The organism is Streptosporangium sp. NPDC002544 (assembly GCF_040295965.1).
Classification (GTDB): domain Bacteria; phylum Actinomycetota; class Actinomycetes; order Streptosporangiales; family Streptosporangiaceae; genus Streptosporangium.
Genome location: NZ_JBEOWJ010000002.1, coordinates 260,706 through 274,081, shown reverse-complemented (window position 1 = coordinate 274,081; position 13,376 = coordinate 260,706). Strand labels below are relative to the sequence as shown.

Below are 13,376 nucleotides of genomic sequence, written 5' to 3'. Positions count from 1 at the left end.
TGTCTGGCCTTGTGCGGCTCATTCTCGGAAGGGTGCGATTGTCCCTGCGATATAGTGGGCATGCGCCCACCGTAGTGGGCACGCGCCCACTTGCCAACGGGGTAGCGATTCGCGGTGAGCGTAAGGAGGAAGGCGCGGTGCCGACCGGGGTGCACATCCATGACGCCCGCCGACAGTTGTTCGACGCCGCCGAGCGCGTCCTGCTTCAGGACGGGCCGAACGCGTTGACCAGCCGTGCGGTCACCACCGAGGCCGGCGTCGCCAAGGGCGTCCTGCACCGGCACTTCGCCGACTTCGACGCCTTCCTCGCCGAGCTCGTGCGAGACCGTATCGCCCGGATCGACGACCAGGCCGCCGCCTTGCGCGAGTCCGCCGGGACCGGCACCGTCGCCAGCAACCTCACCGGCGCGCTGATAGACCTGTTCGACCCGGTCGCGGTGGCGATCGTCAGTCTCGTCATCTTCCGGGACGAGCTGCGCGCCCGGCTGCGCCACGCCAGGCCGGGCCCCGGTATCCCGGTCATGACGGAAGCCGTGGCCATGATCGCCTGCTACCTCAACGACGAATGCGAGCTGGGCCGCATCGCGGTCGACGCCGACGTCGACGCGCTCGCGCTCTCACTGATCGGGGCCGGGCACCTGCTGTTCGCCGGCCGGGAAGGCGCCCCGGTGGAGGCTGGAGCCGTCGGCAAGGTCGTGACCACGGTCATCGCCGACGTCGTGCAAAGACGGCTGCTGTAAACCGGCCGGCAGCAAACCGCTTGATGCAAGGCGTTACGGGGGGTCGGTTCCGCGAAGCCCGCGTCTCTTCGTCCGGGGACGCGTTCGCCCAAGTCGACGATCGTCTCGTACGGCGACGTCGACGGACTCCTGCTCGCAAAGAACCGAGCATCGCGGTCAACGCACCGGAGCGCCGGACGTGACGAGTTTCGCGGCGGACTTCCCCCGTTTTGAAACCTGGCCGACACTGAACGCATGTCGAGACGCACACTGGTCTGGTTGGGCGTAACCGTGGCGCTGGCCGCCCTGATCGCGCTGGGATGGTATTTCATCGCGGTCGGTCTGGATCGTGCCGACAAGCTCGCCAGCGTGCTCGGCGCCTTCGTCGGGCTGGTGGGATTGGGGCTGGCGGTTTTCGGCGTTGTTTCCGCACGCCCCGAAGATGCCGAGCCTGGACCCGAGTCCGGCGGTGTCCACAACGAGATCAGTGGCACCGTGCACGGTAACGCGGTGCAGGCCAGGGATATCGAAGGTGGGATCACCTTCGATGCTCCAAAACCCTACAGACCACAGGAAATGGACTGACCGTCCTTCACCGCCAGTCGACCGGCAGCCCCGATCAGCCGTCCTCGTACCGGCTGTCGTAGATCATAAGTCATGCGTACATGATCGACAATCCGGGCGCCGCCGATGGAGTCCCGGTCGGCGATGACACCCTTCTCATTAAATATGGGACTTTCTGGCAGCAGAGAATCCCGCACGCACTGTTCCTGCCGCGATGTTCTCGGCGTCTCCGAAGTCCACTGACAACCAGAATCAAGCACTGACGCGCTGGATGTCGGAATGCGTGGCTGTAGCGCGGATCCGGAAAATGCCCACTACGGCCCGCCCCTGATCGATGACCGGCAGGTCGAGGCCGGTTCGGTGTCAAACCTTCGTCACCATACGCACCGAAAATCGGCGTGAAGGTGCCGTGAACACCTTCCGCTCAGCTCGTTTGTCCGCTGTTTCGGACAGGTGGTTTGTTTTTTCGGCCATGTTCGCGCGATAATCCACCCATTCCGTTGTCCCGGAGTGCCGTCCAACATATGCTCCGCACAGGTAGAACGTACAGCCAAGCCGAGTGGAGGCGGGCATGGCTCGTTCCTGGGAGGCTGACCCTTCCGCGTCATTCGAGCGGCGATTAGGGAAGTCGGCCAAAGAGTTAGACCGTTCGGACGGCCGCGACGAATGCCCGGATATCTGGCAACTCGACAACGGTGACATCGCAGTGATCGGCAGGGACCTCACCGCCGCCTACAGCCCCCGCCTGCCGGAGGGCGTGTCCCTCGCCCCGGATGAGCGACTGGTCGTCATCCCGGGCATCATGCTCAGCGCGGCGAAGGCGGACATCGCCGATGCTTGATCCCCGCGCTCCCTTCCTCGTTCCCGCACAGGGCGAAAGACTCGTCAGGGACGCCTATCGGCGCGACTTCCGGCAACGGGATGCGCAGATTCGCAACCGGGACTCCTGGAAGTTCGAGCGGCGGCAGCACTTCGAGGAACAGGGCAGTCCCAGCCGTGACGCGTTTCGCCGAGGTGACTGGGAGGAAGCGCTGCGGCTTCTCGACGAAAGGCGAGACGACCTGCTCGCGGTCACCCGGGAGGACGAACGCCGCGGTTCCTTCTTCCACCGGGTACGCGTGGTCGAGACGCCGCTCACGCCATATATGCGGTGGGAACTGCACTCGCTGCGACTGCGCGCCGAATGCGGTGAGCGGGTCCGCGTGGTCGGCGTGGAAAAGGTGGCGGCCTCGGAGAGGGCCGCTCCACTGCCGGAAGTGGTCATCCTCGGCGGCCGAACCCTCTACCACGTTCTCTACACCGAAACCGGCGTCCCGAACGGTGCGGTTCGCTACACCGATCCCGGCCTCATCGGCGGTTGGGAAAAATACATCAAAAGCCTCTACGAGGCCGGTGAAGATGTGATGTCCTACTTCGACCGCGAGGTGGCACCCCTTTCCTCGCCCACGACGAAGACGGAGTAGGCGTCAAAAAGCCCGGAGAAGACGAGAAGCACCCCGGCAGTTCGCATTCCGAACTGTCGGGATCCTCGCGTGATGTCGTACAGGCCAGGGACGTCAGCGGCGGAGTCCACTTCCACGAGCATGGCAAACCGGACCGGAGCGGCTCCGCGAACCTCACCCCACGGCAACTACCGGCCGATGTGCGCGGGTTCGTCAACCGCACCGGCGAGTTCGAAGAGCTGAACACCGTCCTGATCGGCGAAGACGGCGATCCGCGCGTCATCTCGGTGTGCGTGATCGCCGGGACCGCGGGCGTGGGGAAGACGTCCCTCGCGCTGCGCTGGGCGTATCAGGTTCGGGACCGCTTTCCCGACGGGCAGCTCTACATCAATCTCCGCGGCTACGATCCGGGAGAGCCGGTCACCGCCCAGGAGGCCCTGCACCGTTTCCTGGTCGCTCTCGGCGTCCGCGCCCATTCCGTGCCGCAGGATCCCGACGCCGCCGCCGCACTCTACCGCTCGCGGCTGGCCGACCGCCGGATGCTGGTCGTCCTGGACAACGCGGCGACGCCGGACCAGGTCCGTCCGCTGCTGCCCGGGAGCGCGGGCTGTCTGACCGTCGTCACCAGCCGCAACCGCCTGTCAAGCCTTGCCGTACGCGACGGAGCCCACCGGCTGACGCTGGGCACGCTGCCCGAGCCGGAGGCCGTCGCCCTGCTGCGGGCCGTCACCGCCGGATACCGGCCGGAGGACGACGAGGACAAGCTCACCGAGCTGGCCCGGTTGTGCGCCCGGCTGCCGCTCGCCCTGCGCATCGCCGCCGAGCGCGCCGTCAGCTACCCGCACATGCGGCTGGACGACCTGATCGCCGACCTGCGCGACGAGTCCGCCCTGTGGGACGCCCTGAGCACGGGAGACGACGAAGAGGCCGGAGCCGTCCGTACGGTGTTCGCGTGGTCCTACCGCGCCCTGCCGGAGCAGACCGCCCGGCTGTTCCGGCTGCTGGGCCTGCATCCGGGCCCCGAGTTCGGCCTCCACGCCGCCGCGGCCCTCGCCGGGCTGCCTCCCAACCGGACCCGGCAGCTCCTTGACTCCCTGGTCGGTGCCCATCTGCTGGAACAGACGGCCCCGGACCGTTACCAGTTCCACGACCTGTTGCGCGCCTACGCCGCCGACCAGGCACAGCAGGAGGAGCCGCCCGAAGAACAGCAGGCCGCGCTGCGCCGGGTGCTGGACTGGTACCTGCACACCGCCGACGCCGCCCAGAGCTGGATCAACCCCGCCGAAGCCCGGCTGGAACTCGCCCCGCCGGCGGACGGCACGCATCCGCTGAGCTTCCCCGACTACAACGCCGCCGTGGACTGGTCCGAGCGCGACCACACGAACCTCCTGCAGGCTGTCAGGGCCGCCGCCTCGACCGGGCAGGACCGGCTCACCTGGCAGTTGTCGGCCGTCCTGTCGAACGCGCAGTCCCCTTCGGCTCCGGTCGCCGACTGGCTGGCCGTGGGCCGCCTGGGGCTGGCGGCGGCCGGACGGCTGGGCGACCGCATCGCGGAAGGGCAACTGCTCACGGAGCTGGGCATGGGATACACCCGGATCAATCGCCTGACCGAGAGCCTCGAATGCCATCGGAACGCACTGGCGATCTGGCGCGAGCTGGGTGACCGGCTCGGCGAGGCGCACTCGCTCAACCTGATCGGACTGGCGCATCTCCGCACGAGGCGGCTGGACGACGCCGCACGGCACTTCGAGCAGGCCGCCGCCGCCTTCCAGGAGCAGGACTCCGCTCACTGGGAGGCCACCATGCTGTCCAACCTCGCCAGCACTCATTACCACGCGGGCCGCCTGCCGGAGGCCGCGGACGCCGTCCGGCGTGCTCTCGCGGCGCATCGATCCCTGGACAACCAGCGCGGTGAGGGCAACGTTCTGCGCCTGATGAGCGACCTCCAGTGCGAACGGGGAGAGGTGGAGGAGGCCATGAAGTCGGCTCAGGCCGCGCTGGACATCGCCCTCGGCCTCCGCCACCACCGGCTGGAGGGCTTCTGGCTCATCACCCTCGGCAACGCCCAGCGGGCCGGCGGCCGGTTCGCCGACGCACTGGGCTCTTATCACCGCTCCGCCACGCTCCATCGCCGCCTCGGCGACCGCAGCCGGGAGGCGCTGGCCTGGCACGGCGCGGGCGAGACCTACCGCCACCTCGGCCGCCGCGCGGAGGCGGCCGACTTCCACCGCCAGGCCGCCGCCGTCCATCACGAGCTCGGCGACGCCTGGCACGAGGCCCTGGCCCTCGACGGCCTGGCCACGGCTCTGTTCGACGAGGACCCGGAGGCGGCCCACCGGCACTGGACGGAGGCACTGAGCCTCCTCTCCGGCTACGACGACCCGCGTGCGGTGACCGTACGCGATCGCATCGAGCTGCGGGCGACGGAGACGAACTAAGCCTTCCACAGGACATCGCGGCTACACGTCCTGCTGTCGATGACGACTCCATACAACGGTCGCCTTCCTGAGCTCTGTCATGAATTATCACCCATGAAAATAGGGAACCCTTGATTGACTTTAATAGGAAATAAATAATTATCCGGTGGATTGTCCAGCTATGTTCACGAATAGCAGATCGAGCAGCCATTGAAACGCCGTCAATAATTCTTTTTTCATTGACACGACAGAGCGGAAATGACACGTTTACCAATGTCTGGCGCCATCACGTGAGATCAGCACCGTGCACATTTCCAACCGCCAGAGAAGATCCACACAATGGCCCCCGCCCCTGCTCGACTCGACTCAGCACGGAGGTACGATCATGCGTCAATCGCTCCGCAAGATCTCCATGACGGCTGGCATCGTAAGCGCAGCACTCCTCGGGATGTCGCAGACCGCGGCGATCGCGGTTCCGTCGGCGTCCGTCCTCGCACCCCCTCCCGCCCCCGTCCCCGCTCCGGCTCCCGATACCGGTCGGGCTCCCGCGGGGGGCGAGGCGAGCCTGGAGAACACCGGTTCCGCGACGAACACCCGGGCGCTGTGCGTCTTCAACACCGCGGGGGACTACGTCCACGTCTCCTCGTCCGCCTTCGAGGCCTCCGGGCACGGCTGGTGGGTCAACGGCAACTGCAACGCCACCCTGGCGGTCGTCACGGTGCAGCTGCAGCAGTACTACTCCGACGGCAGCTGGAGAAACGCCGGCACGGCGGGCAGTGCGACGGTGCGGTCCGGCGGCGGCGCCGGCAACCGGGCGACCGGACGCGGCGGCTGTAACAGCAACAGCCTGACGGGATGGCGTAGCGTCGTCGACGTGGACCTGGTCGGCCTGGCCGACGACCCGGGCAAGCTCTACACACCGAGCCGGAACATCTACTGCAGGCGATAGCGGAAGAGGGCGACGTGAGCATCAGACCCGACAGCACCATGTTCGCGGCTCTGCACGGCGAGCTGGCGTTGCATCCAGGGCGAGATCCTCGCGTCGCCTCCTCGGACGCGTACAGTCTGTTCGTCGCGAGGTCGTCCGCGATGGGATGGCTCACCGAGGCCACCGAGAACGCGTCCGGTGGCCTGTGGGGAATGAACGACGCCGGGCAGGGCCCGGAGCCGTCACGCATCGCGTGGTTTCAGGTGTCGTTGACCGAACCGGTTCCCGACCGCCGGCCGTTGCCGGTTCAGGCATTCCTCTCGTGTGCGGGCGACGTGGTGGCGCGTATCGGCACTCCGCGCCTGCGAGCGGTTCAGCTCCTGCTGCCGGTGCAGAGCCTTGACGCCTCGTCGCGGGTGAGCGCTGTGTTGCCCCTGTTCCAGGACGCCGGCTGGTTCGCCGACGTTGACCCGCAGTGGAGAACACCTGTGCGGGTGACGTTGGACGGCGGGCAGGATCCGTCCATCCACTCGGCGGCGCCCGGGATGCTCCGGTGGATGCGGGGTTTCACCCAGGACGTCTTCTCGTGCGACTCGTTCTCCCTGACCGACGACGGCATGGTCCTGGAACCCGCCGTCATCGACGAGCTGTGGCGCGGGCCCGCCCGGCACCGGGCCACATTCCACGGCGTCCTCACCGAATGGTCGTTGGACGCGCTGGGATGGCTGGCCGCCTTCCTCGCCGAGGCGAGCTCCCAGAACGGGGTCGGCACCCCGTTGCTGCTCACGGCCGGCCGATCCGAAGGATCGCGCTCACCCGTCGATTGAGTCCTGTGGCGCTTCCCCCGGGTCTGTCCGGGGGAAGCGCCACCGGGTTGGCCGGGGAGAAAGTTATGAACACGATCTTTCCACCCCGCTACCAGGCCGACGTTGTCCGCCTTGGCGCCTGAGGAGCCTGTTGCTCGCCCCCTTCGCCCCTGCTGACAGGGCCCTTAGTGCTCCGTTTCCCAACGGAGGTTGCGAACGCGCTGCAGGGAAACCGAGATTGTCGGGCCTGTCTTCCTGATGCCGGGACCGGGGTGGAGCTGTACTTCCGGCATCAGGGGATCTGTCCGGGTTCGTCGACGACTCCCGCCGCGACCTCGGCGGTCGCGAAGAAGCTTCCCTTCCGGAAGGCCACCTCGCCGTTGATGAGCTGGTCCCGCAGGTAGTCCGTCCGCGAGCCGAGGTAGCGATAGGTCGTGCTGTCGAGGATGACGTAGGACCGCTCGGTGACCTGACCGTTCTCGTCGCGCCGCGTGCCGAAGCCCGGAGCGCCGACCTCGTAGGCGATGCCCATGCCCGGCCTGCCCGCCGCGTCGCGGATGCCGAGGTCCACCCGGACTCCCGGAATCCTGGCCAGAGCGCGGAAGATCGCCGCCTCCAGCTTGGGCGGCAGGTAGACCCCCTGGCCGAGGTAGACCGACAGCACCCGGAACGCCCGCGCGTCCGCGGGCTCATCGAGACCTCGCTCCTCGTCTGGCTTGTCCTTCCAGTGCCGGTCGCCTCTGACGTGGGCCAGCAGCCTGTCCGGGTCGGTGGGCAGCTTGGCCAGCCTGGCCGCGTACTGCCGGGGGGACAGGTCGTCGTCACCCGGGTCCGGCCCGAGGGTCCGCGTCTCCATCGGGCGCCGGCCCAGCCGGGTCGCCTGCCGGGTGCCGTCGTAGCGCGTCCAGTACTCCTGGGTCTCGACCGAGCCGTCGGCGGGCTGCCTGACGACGCTTTTGCGGTACAGCCACTGGTCGGGACGGGGCGAGATGCCGTCCGGCAGGCGCTTCTCGGCCATCAGCGCCGCCTGCCTCAGCATGACCTCCGCACTCACCGGCGTCGCCTCCGCGGTGGCGGGTGGCCGCGCGACCGGCCGTTCGTCGTCGTGCACCACCACGGCCACCGCCGCGATCACCGCGACGGCCGCCGTCATGGCCAGCGGCAGCGAGAGCACCGGCCGCAGCCGGCGACGGCGCCGCAGGGAACGCGCCCGCAGCGCGCGCAGGCGGTCGGCATCGGGCTCGGGCGCGTCCGCCCGCAGCTCGCTCAGCAGTTCCAGGTCATCCACGGCCGGTCTCCTCCGAGATAGCGGACGGATCGACCCCGCCCAGGGCCTCACGGGTCTTCCTCCTGGCGCGGTGCAGGCGCGAGCGCACCGTGCCGATCGGGATGCCGAGTGCCCGCGCCGTCTCCTCGTAGCTGAGATCAGCCCAGGCGATCATCAGCAGCACCTCGCGATCCTTCGACGCCAACGCGGCGAGTGCCCTCACCAGATCGCGCTGCGCCGCCGAGGCCGTCACCCGGGCCTCCACCCGGTCGGCGTAGCTCTCGGCCACCTCGTCCACCCCGGTCCTGGCCAGCGAGAGGTACGCCCTGATCTCGGCGCGGTGGTGCTTGCCGATGAGGTTGGCGGCGATGCCGTACAACCAGGGGCGGGCATCGCGGTAGTCGGTGTCGTAGCGCCCGAGCCGCCGGAAGGCGGTGAGGAACGTCTCGGCCACGATGTCGTCGGCCATCGAGTCCCCCAGCCGCCGCGTCACGTAACGGTGCAGGGCGGGGGCATGTCGGTCGAACAGCACCGAGAAAGCGGCGGAATCACGCCGGGCACGCCTGATCACCTCCGCGTCGTCCAGATCTGTCTCCGCACTCAAGCGTGAACTCCGTTTCCTGGGTCCGGTCACTCCCTTTCACCCGATGCCGCGGATCGAGTTCTCCACGCCTCCGTTTCACGGACCTGACCCACCGTGCCGCACGGCACCGTCCGCGCCCGCCGTCGTCGGGCCGGCGCCCTCTCCTCCGTAGGAGGGCCGTTCTTTCCGCCGACATGCGCGCCATATGCCAAAATGATCACGCCTCTCGGAGGCGTGAATCGGTCCATCCGGATTGCCGAAAAGGCGCTCGGCGCCATCAGGAGAGGATGTCGGTTGTCCGTGACGGATCTGGAGCTTGCCGGCGAGCTTCGCGAGCTTGCCGATCACCCCCACCTGGCGGCCCGTCAGGACCAGCTACGTGATCTCGCGGACGCGGTCATCGATCCCGACATGGCCGGACACTGGTGCGAGGTCGATCTGTTCGCCGCCTTCTCCCCCGACGACACCATCCTGGTGGACGGGGAACCGGCGGGAACCACGTCCTCGCCGGGGAGACCGGGATGGCGACGAGGGCTCAGCGGCGCCATCGGTCCCGCCCTCGTCTTCGTACCGATCTTCATCACCTGGCTCGGCCTGATGATGGCCACCGGCGCCTACGGCGACGTCCTCGCGGCCGGCGGCCTGGACGCGGCCCGACGGCCCTTCCTGGAGATGTGGCAGCAGGGCTTCGACGGCAGGTTGCCCGGGTTCTTCGAGTTCGACAACATCGCGCTCTGCACCCTCGCGGCCATCTTCTGCCTCATCTGCTGGACCGTGTTCGAGAACATCACGCGGAACACCAGGGAGGACGCCGCGGAGCGGGAGCTCCGCGCCCTTCGCGTCCGGCTCCGCGGGGCGCTGACCGAGGCGAGCCTGGTACTCGGCCAGGTCCGGCTCTCCTCGCCGGAGCGGTTCGGGGCCGAGCTCAACAAGGCGGCGGCCGACATCGGCTTCGTCGGGACCACGGCGCGCAAGGTGCACACCGAACTGGTCGAGGCGCTCACCCTGACCCTGGAGGCCACCCGCAAGACCACGGACGCGCTGGCCGGCAGCGCGATCGACGTGCGCGACGCCGTCGAGCACCTGGGCGGGCACCTGGCGGCCGTCAACAACACCTGTGACGACCTCGCCTCGGCGGTGGCCCGGTTCTCGGCCATGATCGACACCGCTGGCTCCACGACCGGCCAGGCCGTCACCGATGCCGGGAACCAGTTGTCGACGACCATCTCCCGGACCACCCTCGACATGCGCCAGGCGTTCAACGACGAACTCGTACGGTCCATGAAGTTGGTCCAGGGCAGCGTCTCCGGCCTGGACCTCCGGATCAACGAGCTGGTCGGCGCGACGGCGGGCATCGGCCACGCCGTCGACCGCGCGGCCATTTCGATCGATTCGGTCGGCTCGTCGACGGAGAAGGCGGTCGACCTGCTCGGCGCGCGGGTCACCGACACCATCGCGGGCACGGCCAGGGAGTTTCACCGGACCTTCGAGGGCGCCGGTACGGAGATCCGGGAGGCCCTTGAGAGCTGGTCCGCCGCCACCGGGATGCACGCCTCCCGGATCGACACCACCATCGAGACGGTCGCCCTGCTGGAGCGGACGCGGGAGGTGCTCGACCGGCTTCCCACCGCGCTCGCCGGCGCGCTGGCCGACCTGCCTTCGAAGGAACTCGCCGAGCGCGAGGCCACCGACTCGGAGCAGGCGAGCACCAGGCTGCGGCTTCCGGCCGACGGCCTCTGGACTCTCCCGGCCGGCGGTCCCGGCAAGGACGGGGAGAACGGCGAGGGCAGCGGCGACGGCGAGGGCCCCGGCGACGGCGGGGGCAGCGGAGGCGACCGGGCCGACGGCGGCGACAACGACCAGGCCACCGGCACCGGCACCGGCGAAGCAGACGACAGCGGTGACGACGAGCCGGACTCACGCCGGAGAGCTCGGACCCCGCTGTGACCGCCCGCCGAAGAACCTCCAGCACGACCCTGATGGCCGGTTGGCTCTTCGCTGACCTGCTGCTCGGACTCACGATCATCATGTTGGGAGCGCAGGCACCACCCCCCTCACCCACCGACCCCGTGACGGACACCGCCCGGTTCCAACCGGACTCCTTCCAGCCCCTGCCTGACTCCACCCGGCCCCCGTCCCAAGAGCCCTCGACCGCAGAGCCCTCGTCCGCAGAGCCCCCGTCCGCAGAGCCCCCGTCCGAAGGGCTACCGGACAAAGAGCCCCTGGCCGAAGAGCCTTCAGCCGAGAAGCCTCCGGGGAAGAAGACCCCGGAGCAAGAGGCCCCGGAGAAGGAAACCTCGAAGAGAGAACACCGGCCCGAGGAGCCCGCGGAGAAGAAGAGCCCGGTCAAGGAGGACCCTGGAGAAAAGCCCGGTCCCTCGCCATCCTCCTGTACCGGCCTCGTCGGAGGCGTCCGGGCGAAACCGGTCACGCTCTCGTTCCGGGTCACCCCCGGCGCCGGTGACGGCGTCCTGGCCGCACAGGTCCGCCAGGAACTGCGCAGGCACCAGGACAGACTCGCCGGACGGCGCGTCGGCATGCTGCTGACCTTCGGCTCCGATTCCAACGGCGGTGCCAGAGGCGGCGTTCAGCTGGCCACCCGGGTCAACACGGCCATCCGCGAGACGTACCCGCGCATCTTCGGAACGGCCGTGACCCGGAACTTCCACGACCTCTCCGCCCCGAGCGGGTCGATCTCCATGGAGATCTACTTCGTCACCCACGGCTGCTCCGCCACGTCTCCGGGGACACCCGGCTAGGAGAGCGGGGTTCCTGCCGATATCAGACCCCTCGACGGCGAACCCGACGCGTCCGTGGCGGACCACGAACTCGCCGCCGATCCCCGCCTGGCGTCCCGTGGAGATGAGCCGGGTGACCTCGCGATCACCCACTCCGGCAGGACGGCACACCGGGACACCTCCCTGCTGCCGGCCGCCTGCCGCAGAGAGGTGTCGAACGCGGCCAGTCCCGTTTTCCGCACGTGCCGCTGGGCCCGGTTAGTACAGGCCCAGCCCATTGCCGTGACTGGCGCGGCGCCGGTGTGATGGGAGGTCAGGAGGGTGTGCCCGTGATCCCCGGCGCTCCTGCCGGCCGGGATGTTCGCGTCCACATCGGGTACGAATCAAGATGTGCCTGCATCGGCCCCGGCCGCTACACCGTCCAGGTATTCACCGGCGGAAGCCCCCACGCCGCGGAGACCGAATCTGATCTCCGCGAAGTGGGCCTGGAATCTTGAACCCGAGGAACCTCCTCCCGCACCTGTGGATACATGGCGAGCTCTCCGACAACCCCGCAGACTGTTGCCGACCCAAGCCACTCCGAGCCTCAAACGCGGTTAGGTGCAGCTCGCCCTCAGTGACTGACTGGTCCGGGGTTTGAACGCCTGGTCGCGGGCGCGGCACCCCGGCGCATTAGATTCGTGATCTTCGGCGCCTTCATGCTCTACCAGGCACCGGCCGGCTAAGACTCGTCGAGGCGCCACAGCGCGGGGCGGTTGGTGTCGTCCTTCCACCGCGCGCCCAGCGCGTAGACGCCGTCGGGGCCCCGCACCAGGTCGTTCACGCTGGGGGCCCACCCGTCCTCGAGGGGCAGTCGCTGCCTGGTCCAGGCCCCGCCGCGTAGCCGCCACATCATGCCCTCATCGGTGGCCGCCCACAGCCCGCCCGAACCGTCGGCGACGGCGTCGATGAAGCCGCTCACGAAGCTCTCCGCGTGGAAGGGGCCGAAGGTGCAGGTCCACTGCCCTTTCCGATGCCGGAGGGCGATCAGCCGACCGGCATCGGTGTCTTCGTTGTCCGGCTCGCTGTGGGTGCCGAACGCGCCGAAGCCGAGCACCCAGAACTCGTCCTTGCCGGTGACGGCGACCGCCTGCGGGTAGAAGGCGCCCTCCTGGGAGTCGTGGATGGCCCCGGTCTTGTCGATCCGCACGTCGAAGCGGACCTGGCCGGGGACTCCGTCGCGGATCCGCACCGCCGTCGAGCCTTCGAAGGGCAGCGTCCAGACCTCGCCGCCGGTTTCGGTCATCAAGTAGCGCTCGGTCGGGAGCTCGATGCGGGTCCAGGTGTCGCCGTCCCGGCGCACGGCGGTCGTGCCGTACGACATCCAGCCGCCGGCGGCGCTGTCGGGGCGCTGGGGGGCGAGGTCGACTCGCTGCCAGGTCTCGTTCTCCCACAGTCCCACCGTCCACTGGCCGGAGGCGGGCCCGACGGCCCACAGGACGCCGTCGGGGCCGACGGCGAGGGCCTCCACGGCGGTCATGCCCTGAGGCAGCGGCACGGCCTTCCACTCGGTTCCCGACCAGCGGACCGGTACCGTCTTCGCCTCGGGCTGCACGTACAGGTCGTTGAGCGCCCACAGCGAGCCATCGGCTGCGATCACGCCGTCCCTGAGCGCGCCATTGGGGTCGCCTTCGCTGACCAGCTTCCAGGTCGTCGGGACGGTGGTAGCACGGAACTGATCGGTAGTCCTCGGCGGTTCCGAGCAGTCGGTCTCGGCCGCCACGACCGGCGCTGCGCTCGGGCGGGCGAGCGGAACGGTGCTGGGGCCGGCGGCGGGTGCGCTCGTCGTGGGCGTCGCGGTCGGCGCCGCCTGAGGACGCTCCGGTGCCGGGGCGGCGCACGCGCCGCAGACCAGCGCGACTGTCAGAGCCAT

General features: G+C 68.9%; 12 protein-coding genes. 9 read left to right on the top strand and 3 right to left on the bottom strand.

What is annotated here, in order from left to right:
* Positions 1-137: 137 nt before the first annotated feature.
* From ABT061_RS04095 to ABT061_RS04065, 7 genes are all read left to right on the top strand, one after another.
* Positions 138-740: a TetR/AcrR family transcriptional regulator gene (locus ABT061_RS04095; RefSeq protein ID WP_350912423.1), complete on the top strand. Its 603-nt coding sequence runs from the start codon at positions 138-140 to the stop codon at positions 738-740.
* A gap of 234 nt (positions 741-974) precedes the next feature.
* Complete coding sequence (locus ABT061_RS04090) at positions 975-1,304, top strand: hypothetical protein (RefSeq protein WP_350912421.1); 330 nt, start codon at positions 975-977, stop codon at positions 1,302-1,304.
* Positions 1,305-1,854: 550 nt separating this feature from the next.
* Positions 1,855-2,124, top strand: a complete 270-nt coding sequence (locus ABT061_RS04085; protein WP_350912419.1) for a hypothetical protein — start codon at positions 1,855-1,857, stop codon at positions 2,122-2,124.
* A complete protein-coding gene (locus tag ABT061_RS04080; protein WP_350912417.1) occupies positions 2,117-2,746 on the top strand; it encodes a DUF6879 family protein in 630 nt (209 codons plus the stop codon). Before ABT061_RS04085 ends, ABT061_RS04080 begins: the two co-directional genes overlap by 8 nt.
* A gap of 179 nt (positions 2,747-2,925) precedes the next feature.
* Positions 2,926-5,163, top strand: a complete 2,238-nt coding sequence (locus ABT061_RS04075) for an ATP-binding protein (protein WP_350912415.1) — start codon at positions 2,926-2,928, stop codon at positions 5,161-5,163.
* A gap of 427 nt (positions 5,164-5,590) precedes the next feature.
* On the top strand, positions 5,591-6,091 hold the full coding sequence (locus ABT061_RS04070; protein ID WP_350912413.1) for a hypothetical protein: 501 nt from the start codon (positions 5,591-5,593) through the stop codon (positions 6,089-6,091).
* Between the two features lie 14 nt (positions 6,092-6,105).
* Positions 6,106-6,897, top strand: a complete 792-nt coding sequence (locus tag ABT061_RS04065; RefSeq protein WP_350912411.1) for a hypothetical protein — start codon at positions 6,106-6,108, stop codon at positions 6,895-6,897.
* 271 nt (positions 6,898-7,168) lie between these two features.
* Here the strand turns inward: ABT061_RS04065 and ABT061_RS04060 are convergent, their stop codons facing one another.
* Together ABT061_RS04060 and ABT061_RS04055 are read right to left on the bottom strand one after the other, a co-directional pair.
* Positions 7,169-8,164 (bottom strand): CU044_5270 family protein, encoded by a 996-nt coding sequence (locus ABT061_RS04060; protein ID WP_350912409.1) that lies wholly within the window; start codon positions 8,162-8,164, stop codon positions 7,169-7,171.
* On the bottom strand, positions 8,157-8,747 hold the full coding sequence (locus ABT061_RS04055) for an RNA polymerase sigma factor (protein WP_350912407.1): 591 nt from the start codon (positions 8,745-8,747) through the stop codon (positions 8,157-8,159). Before ABT061_RS04055 ends, ABT061_RS04060 begins: the two co-directional genes overlap by 8 nt.
* A 273-nt stretch (positions 8,748-9,020) precedes the next feature.
* Here ABT061_RS04055 and ABT061_RS04050 point away from each other — a divergent pair, with 273 nt between their 5' ends.
* On the top strand, positions 9,021-10,673 hold the full coding sequence (locus ABT061_RS04050; protein WP_350912405.1) for a hypothetical protein: 1,653 nt from the start codon (positions 9,021-9,023) through the stop codon (positions 10,671-10,673).
* A 32-nt stretch (positions 10,674-10,705) separates the two neighbouring features.
* A complete protein-coding gene (locus tag ABT061_RS04045) occupies positions 10,706-11,485 on the top strand; it encodes a hypothetical protein (protein ID WP_350912403.1) in 780 nt (259 codons plus the stop codon).
* Positions 11,486-12,185: 700 nt separating this feature from the next.
* Here the strand turns inward: ABT061_RS04045 and ABT061_RS04040 are convergent.
* Positions 12,186-13,376, bottom strand: coding sequence for a hypothetical protein (locus ABT061_RS04040; protein ID WP_350912401.1), 1,191 nt, complete (start codon positions 13,374-13,376; stop codon positions 12,186-12,188).